The 22,192-nt window shown below is 40.8% G+C and carries 16 protein-coding genes; 14 read left to right on the top strand and 2 right to left on the bottom strand.

Features of this window, described 5'->3' with window-relative positions; genetic code table 11:
- Window positions 1-21 precede the first annotated feature (21 nt).
- The 13 genes from WJM94_RS04585 to manA all read left to right on the top strand — a co-directional run bounded on the left by WJM94_RS04585 (window position 22) and on the right by manA (window position 16,367).
- Window positions 22-1,368: an MATE family efflux transporter gene (locus WJM94_RS04585; protein ID WP_444493054.1), complete on the top strand. Its 1,347-nt coding sequence runs from the start codon at window positions 22-24 to the stop codon at window positions 1,366-1,368.
- Between the two features lie 272 nt (window positions 1,369-1,640).
- Window positions 1,641-2,513: a carbohydrate ABC transporter permease gene (locus tag WJM94_RS04580; RefSeq protein WP_065301457.1), complete on the top strand. Its 873-nt coding sequence runs from the start codon at window positions 1,641-1,643 to the stop codon at window positions 2,511-2,513.
- A gap of 2 nt (window positions 2,514-2,515) precedes the next feature.
- On the top strand, window positions 2,516-3,454 hold the full coding sequence (locus tag WJM94_RS04575; RefSeq protein ID WP_065301456.1) for a carbohydrate ABC transporter permease: 939 nt from the start codon (window positions 2,516-2,518) through the stop codon (window positions 3,452-3,454).
- Window positions 3,455-3,456: 2 nt separating this feature from the next.
- Entirely contained in the window at window positions 3,457-4,068 is a 612-nt protein-coding gene (locus tag WJM94_RS04570; RefSeq protein WP_444493053.1) for a DUF624 domain-containing protein, read from the top strand.
- Between the two features lie 18 nt (window positions 4,069-4,086).
- Window positions 4,087-5,325 carry an AGE family epimerase/isomerase gene (locus tag WJM94_RS04565; RefSeq protein ID WP_444493052.1) on the top strand — a complete coding sequence of 413 codons (1,239 nt, stop codon included), beginning with the start codon at window positions 4,087-4,089 and terminating at the stop codon, window positions 5,323-5,325.
- A gap of 15 nt (window positions 5,326-5,340) precedes the next feature.
- A complete protein-coding gene (locus tag WJM94_RS04560; protein WP_444493051.1) occupies window positions 5,341-6,423 on the top strand; it encodes an ABC transporter ATP-binding protein in 1,083 nt (360 codons plus the stop codon).
- A gap of 143 nt (window positions 6,424-6,566) precedes the next feature.
- Window positions 6,567-7,571, top strand: coding sequence for a LacI family DNA-binding transcriptional regulator (locus WJM94_RS04555; RefSeq protein WP_444493050.1), 1,005 nt, complete (start codon window positions 6,567-6,569; stop codon window positions 7,569-7,571).
- 181 nt (window positions 7,572-7,752) lie between these two features.
- A complete protein-coding gene (locus tag WJM94_RS04550; protein WP_444493049.1) occupies window positions 7,753-9,117 on the top strand; it encodes a phosphomannomutase in 1,365 nt (454 codons plus the stop codon).
- A 95-nt stretch (window positions 9,118-9,212) separates the two neighbouring features.
- Window positions 9,213-10,205, top strand: a complete 993-nt coding sequence (locus WJM94_RS04545; RefSeq protein ID WP_065301450.1) for a glycoside hydrolase family 130 protein — start codon at window positions 9,213-9,215, stop codon at window positions 10,203-10,205.
- A gap of 83 nt (window positions 10,206-10,288) precedes the next feature.
- Window positions 10,289-11,461, top strand: a complete 1,173-nt coding sequence (locus tag WJM94_RS04540) for a glycoside hydrolase family 130 protein (RefSeq protein ID WP_444493048.1) — start codon at window positions 10,289-10,291, stop codon at window positions 11,459-11,461.
- 298 nt (window positions 11,462-11,759) lie between these two features.
- On the top strand, window positions 11,760-13,061 hold the full coding sequence (locus tag WJM94_RS04535; protein WP_444493047.1) for a carbohydrate porin: 1,302 nt from the start codon (window positions 11,760-11,762) through the stop codon (window positions 13,059-13,061).
- An 82-nt stretch (window positions 13,062-13,143) separates the two neighbouring features.
- On the top strand, window positions 13,144-15,138 hold the full coding sequence (locus tag WJM94_RS04530) for a methyl-accepting chemotaxis protein (RefSeq protein ID WP_444493046.1): 1,995 nt from the start codon (window positions 13,144-13,146) through the stop codon (window positions 15,136-15,138).
- 47 nt (window positions 15,139-15,185) lie between these two features.
- A complete protein-coding gene (gene manA / locus WJM94_RS04525; RefSeq protein WP_444493045.1) occupies window positions 15,186-16,367 on the top strand; it encodes a mannose-6-phosphate isomerase, class I in 1,182 nt (393 codons plus the stop codon).
- A gap of 159 nt (window positions 16,368-16,526) precedes the next feature.
- On the opposite strand, the gene WJM94_RS04520 is transcribed toward manA, so the two are convergent.
- On the bottom strand, window positions 16,527-18,194 hold the full coding sequence (locus WJM94_RS04520) for a hypothetical protein (RefSeq protein WP_444493044.1): 1,668 nt from the start codon (window positions 18,192-18,194) through the stop codon (window positions 16,527-16,529).
- A 196-nt stretch (window positions 18,195-18,390) separates the two neighbouring features.
- Window positions 18,391-20,400, bottom strand: a complete 2,010-nt coding sequence (locus tag WJM94_RS04515) for a cellulase family glycosylhydrolase (protein WP_444493043.1) — start codon at window positions 20,398-20,400, stop codon at window positions 18,391-18,393.
- Between the two features lie 344 nt (window positions 20,401-20,744).
- Between WJM94_RS04515 and WJM94_RS04510 the strand changes: the two genes are divergently transcribed.
- Entirely contained in the window at window positions 20,745-22,019 is a 1,275-nt protein-coding gene (locus tag WJM94_RS04510; RefSeq protein ID WP_444493042.1) for an ABC transporter substrate-binding protein, read from the top strand.
- Window positions 22,020-22,192: the final 173 nt, after the last annotated feature.

Below are 22,192 nucleotides of genomic sequence, written 5' to 3'. Positions count from 1 at the left end.
CCGATATTTAGACGAGTGATAATGATGCTATACAAGCTAAATTTAAATAAAAACATTAAATTAATAGAGGTCATTAGGCTGGCTTTTCCTGTCGCATTACAAAGTGCTTTGGTAGCCGTTTTAGCTTTGGCTGACGTCTTAATGGTAAGTGATTTTGGACAGGAAGCAACAGCTGCTGTGGGAATTGCCTCGAAATGGCACTTTGTGGCCATAATGGTCATGGCTGGACTTGCTACCGCAAATGGAACGTTAGTGGCACAGTATTGGGGTAAAGAAGATAAAGCTAAAGCAAAGAGCATAACGTTTATAGCGATCCGTTTCGGGTTGTTGGTCATGGTACCAACAACGCTAATTCTCACTCTAGGCTCTAATTGGCTAATGAGGCTACAAACCAGTGACTTAATAGTTATTACATTAGGTTCAGATTACTTGTGGTATGCACTGCCTCTACTCATACTCACTCATATTGTAATTGTTGTTGAGTCTACGTTACGTTCGAGCGGTGATGCTATTACTCCTCTTATAATCGGAAGTATTACCATTATTTTGAATATTGTACTCAATTACTGGTTGATAAAAGGTGGGTTGGGAGTACCTGCTATGGGAGTCGCGGGAGCTGCTTTAGCTACGACAATAAGCCGTATCGTCCAACTTGTCTTAATCTATGCGATTCTTGCATTTCGCAGTCATTGGTTGCTTTGTAGCAATTATGGTGAAGTGTCCGTGGGAAAATTTCGTGGTTTGGCGGTTCCACTTGCGTTGAACTCGATACTTTGGGCACTGGGAACGATGAGCTATCAGATGATATTCGGGCATATGGGTACGACAGAACTCGCGGTATTTAGTTTACTAAGTCCGTTTGAATCTCTTTGCTACTCCTTGTTTTTCGGCTTATCAGTCGCTTGTTCAGTGATCATTGGTAACATGCTCGGACGGCAAGAGTTTGATGACGCACTATCTACGTCAGCCGATTTCATAAAGTATGTCATGGTTTTGGGGGTGACATGTGGTTTCTTACTTTATTTAATCAAGGATACAGTGATCGAATTGCTTGGATTGAATCAGCCAGATTTGTTAAGTATCGCTTCCCCTGCGCTTACAATACTTTCTGTTGCAATAACTTTGCGTATGACCAATATGATCATAATTAACGGATCATTAAGGGCTGGAGGAGATAATCAGTTTTGCTTGAAAATGGACTTATTTGCGATGTGGGTCATAAGTATACCACTTTGTGCTTTAGCTGCGTATGCCTTTGGCTTTGGTTTTACAACAGTGTTCGCAATGATGTTGGTCGAAGAGTTGATTAAGCTAGCTTTATGCGGTTGGCGATACCAGCAACAGAGATGGCTCAATGATCTTACATAATCTCTACTAATAGTTCATTTATCGTAACGTTTCGGTAGTGTGGTTTTCATGATTTCATACGCTCTCATTAACATGTAATTTTAGAAGTGGGCGTGGTTTGATCACAGTTATTTTATATTTATTGTAATGTTTATTGATCAGTTTCACATAAAGGGTAGCTTTTCAGGAACGCTCATTGATTTGCAAAAATCGTAACGTTAAGATTTTTGCCAGATTCGAAATATAAGCCTTAAAATTAGAAGTATCTGATATCGGGCGTTGATGGAGTACCTATGTTTGATTTAACGTTGAAACAGCAGCAAAGGATGATCGTTTTTGCGTTCTTAGCAATACCGTTAACCTTGCTGTTTACTTTCTCTTATTATCCAGCGAGCCAACTTTTCTATATGAGTGTGACTGACTGGGATGGCTATGCTCCGGTTAAGAATTTTATCGGACTGGACAATTACACTTATCTATGGGAAGAGCCTGACCAACTTAATCCGCTGCTTGTTACACTTTACTATTTCGCTGGTGCTGTAATCCAATTAACTTTATCGCTATGGTTTGCTGTATTGGTTAACTCTAAACTAGCGGGTCGAAATCTATTTAAAACACTTTTGTTTATACCGTTTGTGCTTAATGCGGTTGCTGCTTCTATGGTATTCCAAATCTTTTATCAAGTAGATGGTGCGTTAGACAGCTTTCTTATTGCCGTGGGGTTGGATTCGTGGATCAAGCCTTGGTTGATGGATGGTGATGTGGTTAACTGGGCGTTAGTTGCTGCTTCTATATGGCGTTATTTAGGTTTTAACTTGATTCTATTTTTTGGTGTTCTTCAATCTATTCCCCAAGACCAGTACGAAGCCGCCCGAATTGAAGGTGCAAATGAATGGCAGCAATTTAGATTCATTACTCTACCCTCAATTAAATTAGTTATCGGTCTTCAGGTCTTACTGGCATTTGTTGGTTCTCTGTCAGTATTCGAAATACCAATGATCATTACTAAAGGGGCGAATGGAACAAAAACGTTTGTAATGGCAACCTTAGAAACTGCATTTAACTTCAACGATTTTGGTCTAGCATCTGCTATGGCGGTGCTACTATTGATGATTGTTGTTCTGTTTATGATTTTGCAAAAAGTTCTGTTTAAAGAGGAGAAATAGACATGTCAGAGCAACATTTGGCTCTTAGCCTTGAAGAGCAGGAACAACTAAAACGTGTGCAACGCTCAGAGAAACAGATAAAAAAAGCGCGTCTAAAGAAAAATCTGTCAAATCCGTCATGGGTATTTTGGAGTGGATTTAAGTATTTAACTTTAGCGGTTGCAGCGTTAGCGGTATTGGTACCTCCTTACTCAGTTTTGATGGCTTCGTTTAAAACACTAGACGAATATTACAATACTAGTAAAGTGGGTTTGCCAGAAAGCTTTGCCAACCTTAGTAACTATATAAAGGTGTTCACTGACGGTAATCTAGGCTTAGCTTTTATGAATACTGGGACAATTTTGCTTATTTCCCTGTTCTTTACCATTATATTTGGTACACAGGTTGCCTACGTTCTATCGAGATTCGAGTTTCGTGGTAAGAAACTAGTATTGCTAGCCTATATCATCGCGATGGTAATCCCGGCAGTTACGACTCAAGTTGCTACCTTTGAAGTTATAAAGTCGTTAGGGTTTATTAACAATAAAGCTTCGGTAATTTTGCTCTACATTGGTGCTGACGTTGTGATGATTTATGTATTCCTTCAGTTTATGAAAGGTATACCTGAAGAGTTAGATGAAGCGGCCAAGATGGAGGGGGCATCGTACTTCTTAATTTATAGAAAAATTATATTGCCGTTACTTAAGCCAGCGATAGCTACGATTGTTATTTTACGTACTATCTTCATTTATAACGATTTCTATTTCCCATTGTTATACCTACCAGATGCATCGCAAGTGACGGTATCTACGGCTTTATACAAGTTTACTTCAGTATTTGGTACTGAATGGACAACAATATCAGCGGGTATTGTGATCATATTAATTCCATCTATTGTGATATTCCTAAGTTTGCAAAAACAAATATACGCTGGTGTGACCAATGGAGCTGTAAAAGGTTAATTATGGAAAAGCAATCACCGCTTATCATCGCTTGTTACTGGTTGTCCCGAGCCGTGGGTATGCACGTATTGTGGTTAGGTCTAACGTTAATTGGTGGACTTATTCTAGGTGTTTTCCCAGCCACTGTTGTTGTTGCAACGATGACCAGACGCTACTTAAACAAGCAACATTCAATATGTCTGAAAGACGTATGGAAAGAATACAAAGCGGTGTTTGTACGTAGTAATAAATTAGGTTGGGTTATTGCCTTGCCTATGTTTTCTCTGGGTTGGTATGCCCATTGGCTGGTTGTCTCAGGGACTGACTGGTTAGCTGTTGTAGGCATTAGTATATTGCCAATCATAATCATGGCTGCGTTTTTTCTCTATGTTTGCCTGATTCAAATCAGTTTGTACGAAGCCAAAACATTGAAACAAGATGTAGTCGTCACTCTCCGACTTATACACATTTATCGAAGGGCGCTGGTAATCACATTGGCTGTTGCAGTTGTCAGTATGTTTATTGCTTTCATACTTCCGATAGTGTTTATCTTGTTTGGATTCGTACCTGTAGTGATTTGTAATATCACATTGCTTTGGCATGCCAATGAAGATTTTCAATTAGACCAGATTTAATACATTTTGGAGACGAGAATGTCTGAATTACACCAGTTTAAGGCAGCGTTAAAGCAAGAAGCGCAAGATATCTTAAAATATTGGTTGACGCTTAAAGATACTGAGAACGGTGGTTTTTACTGTTATGCTGATTTTGATGGGAATGTCGATCAGGGGTACGATAAATCGGTGCTACTGCACTCACGTATACTTTGGACGTTTTCTCATGCTTACCGAGTTCTTGGCGAAGCAAAGTATTTAGAAGCTGCCAGACATTGTTTTAATTATATGTTAGACCACGCTGTTGACGAAATTCATGGTGGCGTGTTTTGGATGCTGGATAAAAATGGTAACGTTACGGATTCGCAGAAACACGTATACAACCAAGGATTTGCCATTTACGCTTTTAGTGAATATTACTTGGCGTCCGAAGATAATGATGCATTAATGCATGCAAAACAGTTGTTTACCTTAATAGAGTCGCATGCCTACGATGCAGAGTTCGGGGGTTACCTTGAGGCTTTTGATTGTGAGTGGAAAGCGATTCCAAACCATTTGGTGTGTGATACATCTGAGGGAGTACTCGCTGAAAAATCGATGAATACGCATTTACATATTCTCGAAGCCTATACTACTCTGCACCAAGCATGGCCTGATGAAGAGGTGCAGCAACAGTTACATTCATTGACTGAGTTAATGATTGACGTAGTCGTTGATAGTACACGTCATTTTGGCTTGTTCTTTACTCGCGATTGGCAATGTGTCTCGAATGATATTTCATATGGACACGATATAGAGGGTACTTGGTTGCTGGACGCAGCCGCTGGTGAACTGACTGACCGAACACTCGCTAACCAAGTATTTTCTTTGACTTCAGACATGGCGTTAGTGACCTTAAATGAAGGGCTTGAGCGTGATGGTGCAGTGTTCAACGAATTAAGGGATGGCTATTTGCTAGACTCTGAACGTATTTGGTGGGTTCAGGCCGAAGCAATGGTTGGTTTCTTTAATGCGTACCAAAAAACACCGCAAGAAGATTTGTTTAAAGCCGCGCAGGATTGTTGGAATATTGTGTTACATCAGTTGAAAGACAACGAGAGAGGTGAGTGGTATTGGAAAGTGGATCGCAAAGGTAGCCCATGTATTTCCAAGCCTAAAATTGAACCTTGGAAATGTCCTTACCACAACGGAAGAGCTTGCTTAGAAGTATTCCAACGCATAGCACCAATGGAAAGCCCATCGGTAGAACTCGAAAATCAAACTTACACAAAGCACTAAATTGAGGATGTCATAATGCATGCAGTAGAAGTAAAAAAACTCAATAAATCGTTTGGCAAGACCGTCATCCTTAATGACATCGATCTAGAAATGGAAGCTGGTGGATTCACGGTATTGCTTGGTCCATCCGGTTGCGGTAAATCGACGTTACTGCGTCTAATTGCGGGACTGGAAGATGTCACTTCTGGTCAAGTGATTATCGGCGACAAAGATGTGACGCTTGCCGATCCAAAAGATCGTGATATCGCGATGGTATTCCAGTCGTACGCACTATTTCCTCATATGACTGTGAAAGAAAATATTGGCTTTGGTATGAAGATCAACAAAAAGCCAGAAGCTGACATTGAGGAAAGAGTTAAGAAGGTTGCGACGCTATTGCAGATTGGTCATTTATTAGATCGCACTCCTGCACAATTATCAGGTGGTCAGCGTCAGCGTGTTGCGATTGGCCGAGCATTAATGCGAGAACCAAAGGTTTTCCTATTTGATGAGCCTTTGTCGAATCTTGATGCAAAACTACGTGGTGAAATGCGTTTGGAGTTGAAAAAACTTCACAGTCAGCTTGATTCGACGATCATCTATGTAACTCATGACCAAATCGAAGCGATGACGCTTGCAACAAAAATCGTGCTCCTAAACAAGGGTATTCCACAGCAAATAGGCACGCCTTACGAAATATACAATCAACCTGCAAATGTATTTGTCGCGAAGTTTGTTGGTTCACCACAGATCAATTTACTTAAAGGGGTACTACATAAAGAAGATGGTACTTGGGGTGTTCTGATCGACAATGTTTGGATACCAGTAAACAACTATCAATTTGAAACTACTCCAACTGAGGGCAGAAAAATATTGTTTGGTATTCGCCCGGAGCATGTAAGTCAGTCTCCTCTCAATAGTCATTATGAACTTTCATTGTCAGTAAATGCTTTTGAAATGACAGGTGCAGAGACGTTAGCTGAGTTTGATATGAAAGGCCAGCCATTACGAGCTAAGCTTGATGCTAACGTAACAATTATTAATGGCGATAAAATGGGTTTACATCTGAATTTGGCAAATGTTTCATTGTTCTGTGCAGCAACAGAAGAGCGAATTTAACAAAAATTGTGCTTATCCTCTTAAAAACAGGCATCTATGCCTGTTTTTTTTTTAAATAGCGGTTTAGTTCCTTGAGCAATGAAGGCGATGATGAGAAACTTTCCATAACGTTACGAATAAAGATTAACTGAAAAGATCACAGTATGTCGAAAGCAACATTAAAGACCATTGCCGAGTACACGGGACTATCTGTAACCACTGTATCTCGTGCTCTTAAAGATGGGGATGATGTAAAACAACCCACCAAAGAGAAAGTTAAAGCCGCTGCTGAGAAGTTAGGTTACCGACCTAATTTATCCGGACTCGGACTGCGAACGGGTATTAATTATAATATTTGTGCGATTTTACCGGTTACAAAGCCTGGTGATATAGTCGGTGATGTCGGTACGTTAGCACTTATCAGCGGGCTTACTGCCGGTTTGGAAGGGACGCCGTTTCACCTTACAGTATTACCTCTTGAGCCCGAGCAAGATCCGTTAGAGCCAGTTAAGTACGCGGTAGAAAATAATCTCGCTGGTGGCATCATTTTCAATTTAACCCAAACACAAGATGAGCGCGTTACTTATCTACATGAGCAAAAGATACCTTTTGTGACTTTTGGGCAAACGGAAATGTCGGTAGAGCATTCTTTTGTTGATATAGATAATTACGATATAGGTTATCGTGCAGCTAGCTATTTGTACAGTAAAGGTCGAAAGAACATTCGATTGGTGAGTTCGTCGCATATTTACACATACTGTTGGCATAAGTTTTACGGCGTTAAGCGTGCTTCGATGGAATATGGCGCTAACTTTTCGAAAGACACGGATATTATCTTTGATACTGAAGTAAAAAATTATCGAACATATGCTAAAGAAATGATGGAAAGTGATGTAGCTCCTGATGGCATAATCTGTGGCTCGGAAATCAGCGCATGTGGCATGATCGCAGGTGTGCAAGATGCAGGGAAAGTCATTGGCAAAGATGTAGATATCATTGCCGTCGAAACGTGCGATTTACCAAGCTTTTTTACCCCTCCGATCCCAGGACTACGACAAGATATGCATAGTGTTGGTAAAAAACTATCCAGTTTCATTGTGAAATGTGTTGAGGGGACGGATGCGACAAAGCTTCAATACATCGAGAAAACTACATTACATGAACGTTAAAGCTCTCCGAAGGCGCCATTCTCATTCGTATCGTTATTAGCAAAAAGCCAAGCTCAAAGCTTGGCTTTTTTATTATATTAAAACGCAAGTCTCATCACACTTATGTATCAAGAACATCACTATTTCTTGAAATTAGCTCGTTAAAATACAAAAATGGTAACGTTACGATTTTGGGGGTGTTATGAAAACAACTACAACTGCTTTTAAAGCATACGATATCAGGGGACGACTACCTGAGGAGTTAAATGAGACGATTGCATACCGAATTGGTAGAGCCTATGTGCGTCACACAAAAGCCAGTAAAGTCGCTGTGGGCTACGATATTCGTTTGAGCAGTGAATCTTTGGCTACACAGTTACGCTATGGAATTATCGACGAAGGCGCTGAGGTGGTAGATCTTGGCTTAGTCGGCACTGAAGAGGTTTACTTTGCCACATCCCATTTGGGACTTGATGGTGGAATTATGGTGACGGCGAGCCACAATCCTAAAGAATATAATGGGATGAAATTAGTTCGCGAACAAGCTAAACCTATCAGTGGTGATACAGGGTTGAATGACATTAAGCTATTGGTGAGTGAGTCGAATCTTGTTCCATCGAATGATCGTGATTTGTATACACGAAAATCGCAACGTTACGATATGAGCGAGGAGTACACTCAACACCTATTAAGCTATATAGATAAAGCTAATTTGCGGCCACTTCGCATTGTAGTTAACGCTGGCAATGGCGCGGCAGGACATATGGTTGATAATTTAGAACCAAGCTTGCCGTTTGAGTTCATCAAGGTTCATCACAACCCTGATGGGCATTTCCCCAATGGAATTCCAAACCCATTGTTGCCAGAGAACCGTCAAGCAACGATTGATGCAGTTAAGCAGCACAAAGCGGACTTTGGTGTGGCTTGGGATGGTGACGTTGACCGCTGCTTCTTGTTTGATGAGCATGGTGAATTCATCGAAGGCTATTACATCGTTGGTATGTTGGCGCAAGCGTTTTTGAACAAGCAGCCTGGTGCAAAGATTATTCACGATCCTCGTTTAACTTGGAACACGATCGAAACTGTAGAATCAGCGGGAGGTATTCCCATCCAATCCAAAACGGGTCATGCCTTTATCAAAGAGCGGATGCGTGAAGAGGATGCGGTTTATGGTGGGGAAATGAGTGCTCACCACTACTTCCGTGATTTTGCTTACTGTGACTCGGGGATGTTGCCTTGGCTATTGATCGCGGAACTGGTTTCAGATAGCGGTCTGAGCTTGTCACAATTTGTGGCCAAAGCACAAAAACATTACCCAATTTCTGGCGAGATTAATCGTCATGTTAATAATGCAGAACAAGCCGTGCGCAATGTTTGGGATGCATTTGTTGAGACTGCTGTTGTTACTGATATGACTGACGGTATCAGTATGGAATTTGATGAATGGCGATTTAACTTGCGTTCATCTAATACCGAGCCAGTTGTGAGACTCAATGTCGAGTCTCGTGGTAATCAAGCGTTAGTAGAAGAGAAGACAAAGCAGATACTAGCTCTGCTAGAAAACTAATTTAGAGGAGACGAGTAGGGAGCTAAGCCCCTATTCGTATCAAAACAATTTGTCCTTAGTAAAAAGTATTAGGACTCAATCAATTGGAGTAAAACATGTCTGTAAAAATTATTGGTGATTCGATCCCAAACATGCCTTGGCAAGAGCGCCCAACAGGTGAAGAAGGTGTGATGTGGAGACACAGTGAAAACCCAATCATTGGTTGGAATCCTTTCCCAGCAGCGGCTCGTGTCTATAACTCTGCAGTGGTTCCTTTTGAAGGTGCATTTATCGGCGTGTTCCGCTGCGATTATAAAAATGGACGTCCACATCTGCATGTCGGTCGCTCACAGAATGCACTGGATTGGGAATTTGATAATCAACCAATTGAGTGGAAAGATAAGCAAGGTAACGATTTCCAACCGACATACGCTTATGACCCTCGTGTAGTTAAAATTGATGATACCTATTATGTTACTTGGTGTACTGATGACCATGGCGCGACACTTGGTTGTGGTATGACAAAAGACTTTAAAACCTTTACACGATTAGAGAATGCGTGTGTGCCATTTAACCGTAATGGTGTTCTTTTCCCTCGTAAGATAAATGGTCAATTTTTGATGCTTAACCGACCATCTGACTCAGGCCATACGCCATTTGGTGATATTTTCTTAAGCCATTCTAATGATATGGAATATTGGGGCAAGCATCGTCACGTTATGGGTAAAGGTGGTAATGGCTGGTGGCAAGGTACCAAAATTGGTGCTGGCCCAATTCCAATCGAAACAAGTGAAGGTTGGTTAATGATTTACCATGGTGTTTCAGGTACTTGTAATGGTTATGTATATAGCTTTGGTGCTGCGTTACTGGATATCAACGAGCCATGGAAAGTACTGTACCGTACACGTGACTACATTTTGACTCCAGAGAAGGAGTATGAAACGACTGGTTTTGTTCCGAATGTCGCTTTCCCATGTGCAGCTCTTGCTGATGCTGAAACTGGTCGAATTGCTGTGTATTACGGTGCAGCTGACACTTATTCAGCGGTTGCCTATACAACGATTGATGACATTATGCACGAATTAAAAACAAAGTCTGAAGTGTTTTAATAACAAATCGTAACGTTATTTTTTAACCTGCTTTATAAACGCTCTAGTTATTTATAAATAACTAGAGCTCAAAGGAAACAAATATGTCTATTTATAAGACGAGATTAGAAGCGCTAAAAAAAGAATTTGCGCAGAACACTCAATATAAAAATCCTCCAGTTTTGCCAGGAAACGGCATTTTTTGTCGTCACGAAAAGCCGGTCTTAACTGCTGGACATGCACCACTTGCGTGGCGTTATGACCTTAATCCAGAGTCTAACCCATACTTAATGGAAAGGTTGGGTATTAACGCAGTTCTAAACCCTGGTGCTATTGAGCTAAATGGAAAATTCTACTTAGTGGCTAGAGTTGAAGGCGATGACAGAAAGTCGTTCTTCGCGGTAGCTGAATCAGAAAATGGCGTGGATGGATTTCAGTTTTGGCAAGGGCCTTGTGAAATTCCAGAGACTGATGTGCCTGATACTAATGTGTATGACATGCGTTTGGTCAAACACGAAGATGGCTATATCTACGGATTATTTTGTACAGAAAGGAAAGATCCTAATGCAGCACCAGGTGATGAGTCAGCGGCTGTTGCTCAATGTGGGATTGTCCGTACTACCGATCTTAAACGCTGGGAACGTTTACCTGATTTAAAAACTCGTTCAGCTCAGCAGAGAAACGTAGTTCTACATCCTGAGTTTGTTGACGGCAAGTATGCGCTTTACACTCGTCCACAAGATAGTTTTATTGAAGCAGGTAAAGGTGGTGGGATCGGTATGGGCTTTACCGATTCAATGGAAAACCCTGTGGTCGACGCAGAGCAAGTAATTGATCCGAAAACCTATCACACCATCAAAGAATCTAAAAATGGCCAAGGCCCTGCACCTATCAAAACAAAAAAAGGTTGGCTTCATATTGCCCACGGGGTTCGTATGACAGCGGCAGGACTACGTTATGTGCTTTACTCTTTTATGACAGAGCTAGACAACCCAGCTAAAGTCACTCACCGACCAAGTGGGTATTTCTTAGCTCCTGAAGGTGAGGAGCGTGTTGGTGATGTATCTAACGTCGTATTTTCCAATGGTTTGATTGCTCGCGAGAATGGTGAAGTGTTTATTTACTACGCTTCGTCAGATACTCGTTGTCATGTTCTGACAACAACGGTAGATCAATTGGTCGATTACGTAATAAACACGCCGGAAGATCCATTGACTTCTGCAGCGTGCGTTCAGCAACGTTTGACATTGATTAGAAAAAACCAAGAGTTCTTATAAATCCAATTTAGGGAGGGAGATCCCTCCCGCTAATTACATTAATGTGATCAAAGTTTTGCTTTATAAATAAACTGTGATCATCAGCAATAAACAATATTGGCGCAAAGCCAAAATTTTTAATCCAATTCCCATTTACGATTTAAAACTTATTAGAAAATTATTTTTGGTGATCAAAATCGTAACGTTATCATTTTTTGGTTTGATACATTAGGGATGAAATGAACGGAGCCTTATATAGCAGTGGTTGTGGCTTTTATAAGGAATGTTAACTCTTACTTTAACGATAAGAAGAAGCGCTATGGAACTACATAAATTAACGAAAAGTATCTTACTTGGCCTAATTGCTGTCTCTGCACCAACAATGGCACTGGAAACATCTGCTGAACTACATGGTTATTTGAAGTCTGGGCTGTTGGTTAATTCCGACGGTACTCGTTCAAACTCCGTGGGTTTATTTACTAACTACGGTAAGTTCCGTTTAGGTAACGAACAAAATACCAAAGTTGAACTGCTGCCAACAGTCAAGTTTGCTACCGACGAAGGCACGTGGGCTAAATTTAGAGCTAACCTGACTCACGAAACAACATGTACTGCTGACTGGAATTGTGTTGATGGTGATGGTCACGATATTCAGTTCCGTGAAGGTTACGTTGAAATGGGTGGCTTCGATTTTGCTCAAGGCGTTACGTTCTGGGCTGGTAAACGTTACAACACGTATAACACATCTAATCACCAATATGACTGGGAATACATTCAATATAACGGTACTGGCGGCGGTGTAGACAATGTTGATGTTGGTATCGCAAAGATGGATTTAGGCTTCTATGCATTCATGCCAAGTGACCGCAATGGAGAAGCGCCAGTAGATACTTCTAAGCAAGGCTATCCAGAAGACTTATCTGTAAACCTGATTTTAAAAGAGATGTTCGGTACTGGTTTGGCACTCCAATTCGTAGGTCATACGATGGAGGAACATCCGTGGCATCAAGGTGCTGCAACAGATGGACTTGGATTGGCAGCGGCTTACAATTTCGACGGTTTTTATGGCGTAGCTAATGGCTATTCTCGAATCACACTTCAATATGGTGAAGGGCTAGCGGCCGGCGATTCGCTAGGTAAAAACGGATGGGGCTTCGCAAACTCAGAAGATACTAAGTCTACACGTATTGTATTTGATGGCTTAGTAAACTTAAGCGAAAACTGGGAAATGTCGACCTTTGCTTTCTACCAAACAGACTCTGATTATGCGCCATGGAGTGATTGGTCAAACTCTGCAACCAAGGGATATGACCGTGACATTTATGCTATCGGTGTGCGCCCGCATCACCAAATCACCAAAAACTTCGCTATGCAATACGAAGTTGGCTATGAAAATGCGAACGAGAAAAAAACTGATGGTGCAGATGGTGGCCTGATTAAGGCAACAATTGCTCCAACTTTAACTCTAGAAAGTGGTTTTTGGGCTCGTCCGCAGCTTCGTGCTTTTGTTACATACGCAAAATGGGATGACGAAGTGCAAAGCCGCGTTGATTCTGGTTATACGCGCGATGGTCAAACTGACACGTTGAACTTTGGTGTTCAAGCTGAACTTTGGTTCTAACAGGGACCCCCTTATTTATCCTGATGTCCTTATATGGAGAGAGCTTTGCTCTCTCCTTTTTCCCGTTTGACTAGAGAAAGCTATGAAAGTCGTTACTCAGATTATTCTAGCGTTTGTATGCGTGTTGACCATCTTCACATTGACTAACGTTTTTACTGTTTACCGTTCTTCCGACGCTAAAGATATTCTTGCTAGTAATATTAGAAGTTCACTGCTGCTAACGGAAAAAGCCAGTGAACTAAAACAGAAGCAACAAGCATTGGGTCGCTATGTTTCGGACCTAGTATCCGCGAGAAATGAACAGGCAGTAGATTCTAAGTACGGTAAAGTTCAACATTACTTAAAATCGTTTTCTCAAGAAATTGATGACAGTAACTTAACTGATATCCTCGTTCCTGAAGATGTATCGTTGTTATTGGCTAAGCTGGAAGCCAATGTTTCTGCAATACGAAAAAATAAAGATCATTCTATACGGCTTAGGCATCAGTTAAATAATGAAAAGCAAGAGATGGACAATCTCTCAGCATCACTGAGTATTTCACTGAAGCGGGTGCTAGGTAAATTATCTAACGATGACGATTTCCATAAGAAAGACGTAGAAGCTTATTTAGAAAAACACAACGCAGCGATGGTTGTCTTAAGCCAAGCCTTATTCGCCAATGAGTTAGATAAAGCTATATCTTTCTCAGAGCAGATAAACTTCCTTGAACCAACCTTACGTGAAGAACAGTCATATCTGCTTGATGAAATCCCTTTACTAAATAGCGAAAAGGACTATCTAGATGTAAGTGAGCGCTTAAATCAAGGGCTTTTCTCTGAGCAAAGTTTAATAACAACTAAGACTGAATTACTACGACTATCGAAAAACCTGAATCAGCTTCGAGACGATTATAGTTATTTCGACAATCAACTAACTCAGCAATTGTCAGACGTTAACCGTTATGTTGGAGGTGTAAGTCAAGAACTACAGTCTAATGTTAACCATCTACTCGATAGTATTATAGGCATCCAGTTAATCATGCTGGGAGTGTCTGGTGTGGTACTGATTGTCGCAGGTATTATTCTAACACGTAAGATAAAACAGCCAATTAACTATACATTGTCGGTGTTAGATGAACTTGTAAAAGGCAATTATGCGCAAAGTGTAAAAGTGACGGGTTGGAGCTCGGAGTTTACAACACTTACCAGTCAGATCCACAGAGTGATGTCCTATAATCGGGCGCTAATAGAGCAAGTAAAGTCCAACAATGTAAGTATTCAATGCCAGAGTAAAACTAACTCTGACGATATTAGTGCAGTTTGTAATTCTGCGCGTAAACAAACACTTTCTTTGCACTCAATATCAGCTGCTGCTGAGGAATTGGCGAGTATTAGCCAAGAGACGCAGCAAGCCATTTTAAAAACGAACGAACATACAAACGACATTCATGACTTAGTCAGTGTAGCTCTGGACTATGTTGGTCAAACTGTGTCTGGGAATGATGAATTGGGTAACTTACTCATCCAAAGCTCCAGCACAATTGCTGATGTTGAAATAAGAACACGAGATATCAGCAACATTATTAAAGTAATTGAAGACATCGCTCGTCAAACCAATCTCTTAGCATTAAATGCCGCTATCGAAGCCGCTAGGGCGGGTGAGCTCGGTCGTGGATTTGCCGTTGTTTCTGATGAGGTCAGTGCGTTGGCAGAACAGACTGCCCACGCGACTCATAAAATTCAGGATCTTATTGATAATCTAAATCAAGCTAGTGCTGTCGCAGTTGCCCATATGTCGACTTGTACATCGCAGATGCAAAGTAATACAGGCCACTTAGGTAAAACAAAATCAGCGATCAGCGAGATTAACGAACATGTATCCGCACTAGCTGAAGAAACAGATGTAGTAACTCTATCTGCGAATGAGCAATTGCAGTCTTGCCAACACATATCTTCTTCTGTCACTTCGAATGTCATCGGCCTAGATACAAGCATTCAATCCTTAGAAGCTGTGAACGTTCGTAGCCAGAAACTGTTCACATTGACGGACAAGCAACAATCTGAACTAAGCAAATTTAAAACAAAATTAATAACTTAAAAGTACCGGCAGCAGTTGGTAAGAGAGACCTTTGGTAGGAGTGTAAGATGATCGAAATAAAAAGTGCAGTTAAAAAATATGATTGGGGCGGAGTTCATTACTTACCACTTTTATTAGGAATGGACCAGGTAAACGAACCGATTGCAGAGTTGTGGCTTGGAGATCATTTGTTAGGGTCATCAACCTTAGTTGATGGTTCTACGTTGACCGCTTGGATTCAAGCAGAACCTGAGTACCGTTTAGGCAAGACTCAAGTACAGAGATATGGTAGTCGTTTACCTTATCTACTTAAAGTATTGGATGTTAAAGAGCCGTTATCAATTCAGGTTCATCCTACTATTGAGCAGGCAAAACGCGGTTATGCACGAGAGAATGCAATGAACAAAAGTTCGGATAAACGCAGTTATAAAGACGATAACCACAAACCGGAGTTGATGTTAGCGTTGTCTGATTTTTATCTGTTACATGGATTCCGTAACGTTACGGAAGTTGAGGTGGAGCTAAGAAGACACAAGTCATTGATACCGCTCGCTGAGTTATATCAAGAGTTAGGTATTAAAGGCTTTGTTGCATCTATCTTTTCGCTGTCCCAATCGGACTTAGTAAACTTGCTTTGTCCGTTAATTAATAAGTATAAAGGTGCATATTGTCAAAATGAAATAACAAAGTCGGAGTCTTTATTCTGGTTTATGCGAGCTGTGGACAGAATTGAGCGAGAAGGAATGAATCTTGACGCTGGCCTTATTATGATATTTATCATGAACTTGATGTATGTTCCAAAAGGAAGCGTAGTATTTCAAGGGGCAGGCGTTCCACATGCTTATCTTGAAGGACAAAATATTGAACTGATGGCGAACTCGGATAATGTGGTTCGTTGCGGTTTGACGCCTAAACATGTAGACATTGACGAACTGTTAGCTATTACAGATTTCTCACCGGTAATACCTATGACTGTTGAACCTCAGAAGAATGACGACGGTAGTTTTGAATATGTGGTACCTGTCGATGACTTCCGCCTGCGCGAATACCATTTAACAGCTGGTCAGTCACTTACTACTCCTACTTATGAGGGAGCATGTATTTGGTTTGTATTAAGTGGCGAAGTAAAACTCAGCAACCAGCAGCATTATTCTGGGCCTGGCAGTGCATTTTATCAGCGACCTGGCGAAGTGAATGTAATCAATGCGACTTCTGATGTAATGCTATATAGAGCGTCTGCTGTACTTTAAAGGATCGTTTATAACCAAGCTGAAGTAACTGATCGCTTAGAATTATTACATAGGGTTGAGTGGTTCAATATATTTAGGTACCAGCGAAAAACGATAAAGGGATAATGTAAGGTTATCCCTTGTATTTTATCTCTTTTAATATGTGTTTTTTGTACGGGATTAAGGTTTACTTATCATGCTGATGTCATCGATATAAACTTTTACGTTGTTTGCCGCGTCTGTTTGGTCACCTGCGTAGAGTTGTAAGCCAACTTCTTGAATCTCTGTAAGCGCTTGAGCAGGAGACCAGCTAAAAAGTGTCCACTCTTCCGGTGCAACATTTATCCACTCACTTTCGCTCCATTGCCAACTATCGCCTGTTTTTGCGTACAACTTTCCGCCACTATAGCCCGAAGATGCTGCCTCTGCGGTTATATAAACCCATATATTTATGCTTGTTAATTCTGAGGTATCAAGTGATGAACATGGAAGGTGTAGATAGCTCTTTTTTTCTCCTGGTTGGTCGTTAATAGCTAAGCTTAACGCATTACTACTTGAATGACCGTTAGTAGAGGTAACACTCAACTGAATATCACCCGATGTCTCTGATACTGCGATAAACCCTTCGGGTATATCACCAGTTTCAAAATCGAAGCGAGCACTGCTATCAGATGGTTCGGAGGCCTTACTTAGTGCGCGGACGCAGTTTAAAACGGATTCGTTGTACTCGTTGTTCCATTGCCAAGAGATGCCGCCAGCATAATTATTATCGTTTAATCTTATACAGAGCTGTTCCTCTGCAACTGGGTCATTAAAATAGTTGAACTCAGCAGGCTTATAAGCATTTTTATCAGCGAAGAATTCGCCAATAACGATAGGTTTGTTTAACTCCCAATAGCTCGCCTTATGGTAGAAGGGAGACCAGGCACCATTTTTACCTAGGTCATCGTAATAATGGGGAGCATAAAAATCTAACGGTGCTTCTGAGCCACCAAGTACAATCATATTCTCATCAGAATAATAGTTAGTACCACCAAATCCATCGGTATTGAACATCCCCAGTGATTTTGGCCCAGTTGTAACTAGGACTTGTTTATTTAGTTGATGAGCTTTTTCGTGTATCGCGTTACTGAAGACTGCAGTTGTGGTATGTATATCATTAAGGTTTGGAATCAAAGAAGGTTCTAGACCTTCTCGTTCAATGAACCAAGACTCTGTCATATTCTCAGGCTCATTAAATAAATCAATAGCGATAAGTGCAGGGTGGCCAGCCACCCTATCTAAAAGAGGAGATATAAAATTATTAATATAGCTTTGACGAACATCTTCATTATTTAGCAGGGAATAGTTTGCCTGCACTATAGCACTACTCATATTTAATTGTGATTGAGCGAGCATATCAAATGACCAAAGGCAAGGCATGATATAGATACCTTTAGCCTGAGCTAGGTCAAGGGCGCGTTCAATGTCATCAATTATTTGTGTTTGTTCAGTTGCTGGAGCGATAGCGGTATGCTGCTCATTCCAAACAGGACTTTGACTACCATTAACATGTATCCACCAACGTATGGTGTTCCCTCCCGCCTCTTTAACTTGATCTAGAAGCGTATTTAACGCGCTTTCATTTATTCCGTTTCCGAAATCATTTGCATAATCCAACCACGCAACGTTAACTCCATTTAGATAAACCTCATTATCTTGATAAGAAATGGCGGCACTACTTATGCCGTTGCCAGATGGCGAAATATAAGCCGTCGGATCACCGTCAGAACTTCCATTACAACCTATGAGATGAGTTGTGATCAAAGCTAAAGCTATAGCTGAGGCTAAGCTGCTAGTTCTATACATATTGTCTTTCCTTGTAGTGGTGTAGAGTTCGTAATGCTTAGGTTCTTTTTAATTGATTTCTAGCGGTAAGTATTTGGAGTCACTCAAATCAACATGCGGTGAGTGCAGAGCCTAACCTCTATCTGAGGTTAGGCGTTTGCTATTTGAAGAGTGGCTGAATGTAAAAAGGTCAAGGGAACCTCTTTGTATATGAATATCAATAGACTGGTTTGAGAAATTCGATGTTATCAATATAAACCGAACCATCTAACTCAAACTTGTCGCCAACAATACAGAGAAATATATCCGGCAATTTAGTTGAAATGTCACCTAGTTCGATTTCAACTGTTTGTTTGTAGAATGACTTACCATTTAGCGTAACTGTTTCTAAATCTTTTACTGCGACTCGATGTTTGTCGGTGTCTAGTTTTACCCACCCGTCACCTAAGGCAGCATAGGGTCTTAATCCACCTTTATTGTTTGCATTTGTTGGAACGTAGAGGTCATATCTCATTTTGGTATGCTGTCCGAAGTCTGGAATAGACATATTTCGAAGCTTCAGTTCCTCCCAGTCATTTTTACCAGACCAAACCACGTTGAGTTTAAGCATCTTACTGCCAAGATCATCAGTTACCTCAAGAGCAGGATTTTTCCAACTAGCTTGCCAAGTCCCTTCTTTTTCCCATCCAGACGCAGAACCATTTTCAAAGTCGTATTGGGTTCCTATTTCGTAACCTTTTATTGGTCTGTCCACTACGATCTTGACTTTTTGAGTTTTGCGCTCTCCTTTTTCGAAGTTTGCGACAGCGATTAGTGAGTGTTCACCGTAACCCACATTAGATGAATCTAAAGTCGTTTCGTAATATCCATCCCCATCAATATCAGTCATTTCTATTGTTTGGTTGATTTTTGGTACTCGAAGTTGAATCGATTCCAGATTATTGCCATTTGTCGTGAAAGGGTAGGCACTTACTTTGAAATTTGCGTTTGAAACTTTCATGCCATCGATTGGGTAAGTGATATATACCGTATCTTCTTCACTGTATTTCATTCCACGCATTTGGCGAGAATGGTTAGTGAGAATCTGGGCTGTCGTACCACCGTCGTTTAAAATTCTGAAGCCATCGTAATCAGGGTAGAGATTGTCCTTCTGATTTGGCTCGTAGCCTGTCAGAATCCAGAACATACTTCCGGCTAAGCCTTCTTCGTAAGCCGTTTGAGTCCACTTTTTATAGATAAAATCACGATTCTGCGGCTCATTTTTTCCAATACCATACTCTTCAAGAACCGCTGGCTTGTTAGCTGCCTGTGCTGCTGCTGCATGGTCTTGGATCCACTTTGTTCCCCATTGCTCTGCGTCGTGTTTTCCCCAATGCTCTGGATAGAGGTGGAAGGTGCCATAACTAATATTCGGTAGAGTGATAATGCGTTCCCAGTCTACGCCTTCATTACCGTTATATGTCCAATCTTCTTCGCCGCTTCTTGTAAAGAATCCCTCACTGCCTAATGCGATTAACTGGTTTGGTGCTAACGAGCGAACGTAATCGCTCATCTCTTTAGTCCATTGGTATAGCAGATCACCACTGGTGTCTGATTGAGCTCTCGGTTCATTCGCCAGTTCCCAAGTCATGATCGCTGTTTCATCTTTGTTTGCGATACCTGTGTACTGGTTTTTGTGTTCGATAAGGTGTTTTACGTAGCTCTTATAAGCTTCTTTAATCTCTTTGCTACGATAAAAATCGTCATGATGTGTTCCATTAAACCAATCAACGTATTGTTGCATTCCGCCAAAATCACCCCAGTTATTGGTCATGGCAATCACAACGCGAATACCCCGCTTTTTCGCTTCTGCAATGGTAAAGTCCAGCCTTTCAAGCGCGTTATTTACATTATTTGGTGCCGTATACACGTATGGCTTTGCTTGCATGGTATGCTCGTGGCTGACACCTTCCATAAAACCCCATATACGTATAGAGTTAAGCCCCATTGCTTTTGCATCATCCAACACAGCGGTAATCATGTCGTTTGACCTGTAGTGCATGTAGTAGTTATTGGTTCCTGCAAAACGGTATGTCTGACCATTTAAGGTAAGTTGCGTGCCTTCTTGAACGACAAAGCTGTCCATTGAATCCAAGAGAAAAGGCTGCTCGGTAGAGTGATTCACTTGTGTTGAATTACAGGCTGATAAACCTAGAGCGAATGGTAGGGCGTAATAGATCGCTTTCATATTCAGGGTGTCCTTTTTTGTGTTTTTTATGTCCAATCCATTGTGTATTAAATAATCCAACTAGATAATGGTAACGTTTCGATTTTGTGTTTTAGTGCAAGGTTATTGTATAAATGTGATTAGTATCACTTTAACTTAACATGAGATTTTTTGTTGATTAAACTATTATAATATATTGATATTAAAAGTTTTATGTGATTTTTAATTGCTTTCTGTTTAAATGTTACAGTGATTGTTATCACGTTCATGGTAATCTTAATTGTCAATTTAAAACCGTAACGTTATTATTTTGGTACTGAAACAAAAATGCCTAGATATCACTGGGGTTAATACGGAGAAGAAGAATGAAAAAATTTGTACCTGCGATTTCAAAGACACTCATTGCCGGATCGATTTTATTTGGTCTTTATGGCGTGGCTAATGCTGCGGTAACCGATGGGATTAAGGTTGAGCAAGTTAAAGGTGAGATTACTTTTTATACCAATCGAACAGATCTACTAGAGGCTGGTGTATACGATAGATATGAAGCGGAGTTTAAGAAACTTTATCCGAACGTTTCGAAAGTGAATGTGTTCGCATTTGCGGATTACCAAGGTGGTATTCGACCACGAATGAACACAGGTGATTATGGTGATTTGCTATTAATTCTTCCTTCAGTGCCATCAGAACAGTATGGAAACTTTTACGAACCACTAAACGATATTTACTCGGGTGATGAAGTTTACTTCTTTGATGCTTGGGAAAATGATGGGAAATCCTATGGTGTGTCCATGGGTAACTCAGTGGAAGGGTTAGTTTATAACAAAGAAGTACTCGCATCGGCAGGTGTAGAAGTTCCAATTAAAACCTTATCTGGTTTCTTCGAGGCGGCTAAGAAGATCAAGGAAAATGGCCAGATTCCACTTTATATTAACTTTGGCGCTCAGTGGCCACTTCAGCAATGGGATAAATTTCCATTAGTTGTCGAAGGTAGTGATGATGTGTATGAGAAAATGTTGGAGCAAGACAAGCCGTTTTCAGGTGATACTGCCTACAATACCTCACTTAGTGTTCTTAAGAGATTAATTGACGAAGGTCTCACAGAAAAAGATCTGATGACTAACTCCTGGGAAGACTCTAAAAATGCAATTGCGAAAGGTGATGCAGCTATGTACTACTTAGGGAATTGGGTTATTCCTCAAGTCATTGAACGTGGCGCGAAGTCTGAGAATATCGGATTTATGCCAATCCCAGCAGACGACTCCGGCGTTTTAAAAGCGCAAATGAATCATGATTGGGCGTATGCCGTTAGCCATCACTCAAAAAACAAAGAAACAGCGAAAGCTTACTTGAAGTTCCTTATTGAAGAATCGGATTTTGACAAAATTGCTGGCTTTATCCCAACTTTGAAATCCAAGCAACCTTCGTTAGCACAGCTTAATGAATATATGAGCTACGAGCCTATTGTAATTCAAACACCGGTGTCTTCATCTACGTTTATTGAGGTTAACAACCGCTCTAAAATTGACTTCTACGCTGGTGGTTACATCCAAGATGTAATGACATCACGTAACTTCGAAGAAGCTCTTGAAAAATTAGACTCTCGCTGGAACCGAGCCAAAAAACGCGTAATGAAGTAAAACCTTATACGACTGCGAGCTTTTTTATAATTTCATTCTTAGCAGAAAATAGCACTTACTGCTTTTGGGGCCTGAGTTTTAACGGGGGAGGCCCCATCTTTTTTTCTAAGATATATTGGAACGCAGCGGACCAGTGTTGTGTTCGACTTTCCATGAAATGTTAGGGAGTTAAC

This window comes from Vibrio sp. YIC-376 (assembly GCF_052353105.1).
In the GTDB taxonomy this organism is placed as follows: domain Bacteria; phylum Pseudomonadota; class Gammaproteobacteria; order Enterobacterales; family Vibrionaceae; genus Vibrio.
This window is presented reverse-complemented; position numbering and strand designations above follow the sequence as displayed.

Coding starts and splice junctions, on each gene's coding strand:
- WJM94_RS04575 (WP_065301456.1), top strand. CDS start 2,516: ATGTCAGAGCAACATTTGGCTCTTAGCCTTGAAGAGCAGGAACAACTA.
- WJM94_RS04580 (WP_065301457.1), top strand. CDS start 1,641: ATGTTTGATTTAACGTTGAAACAGCAGCAAAGGATGATCGTTTTTGCG.
- WJM94_RS04565 (WP_444493052.1), top strand. CDS start 4,087: ATGTCTGAATTACACCAGTTTAAGGCAGCGTTAAAGCAAGAAGCGCAA.
- WJM94_RS04540 (WP_444493048.1), top strand. CDS start 10,289: ATGTCTATTTATAAGACGAGATTAGAAGCGCTAAAAAAAGAATTTGCG.
- WJM94_RS04560 (WP_444493051.1), top strand. CDS start 5,341: ATGCATGCAGTAGAAGTAAAAAAACTCAATAAATCGTTTGGCAAGACC.
- manA (WP_444493045.1), top strand. CDS start 15,186: ATGATCGAAATAAAAAGTGCAGTTAAAAAATATGATTGGGGCGGAGTT.
- WJM94_RS04550 (WP_444493049.1), top strand. CDS start 7,753: ATGAAAACAACTACAACTGCTTTTAAAGCATACGATATCAGGGGACGA.
- WJM94_RS04530 (WP_444493046.1), top strand. CDS start 13,144: ATGAAAGTCGTTACTCAGATTATTCTAGCGTTTGTATGCGTGTTGACC.
- WJM94_RS04515 (WP_444493043.1), bottom strand. CDS start 20,400: ATGAAAGCGATCTATTACGCCCTACCATTCGCTCTAGGTTTATCAGCC.
- WJM94_RS04520 (WP_444493044.1), bottom strand. CDS start 18,194: ATGTATAGAACTAGCAGCTTAGCCTCAGCTATAGCTTTAGCTTTGATC.
- WJM94_RS04535 (WP_444493047.1), top strand. CDS start 11,760: ATGGAACTACATAAATTAACGAAAAGTATCTTACTTGGCCTAATTGCT.
- WJM94_RS04585 (WP_444493054.1), top strand. CDS start 22: ATGATGCTATACAAGCTAAATTTAAATAAAAACATTAAATTAATAGAG.
- WJM94_RS04510 (WP_444493042.1), top strand. CDS start 20,745: ATGAAAAAATTTGTACCTGCGATTTCAAAGACACTCATTGCCGGATCG.
- WJM94_RS04555 (WP_444493050.1), top strand. CDS start 6,567: ATGTCGAAAGCAACATTAAAGACCATTGCCGAGTACACGGGACTATCT.
- WJM94_RS04570 (WP_444493053.1), top strand. CDS start 3,457: ATGGAAAAGCAATCACCGCTTATCATCGCTTGTTACTGGTTGTCCCGA.
- WJM94_RS04545 (WP_065301450.1), top strand. CDS start 9,213: ATGTCTGTAAAAATTATTGGTGATTCGATCCCAAACATGCCTTGGCAA.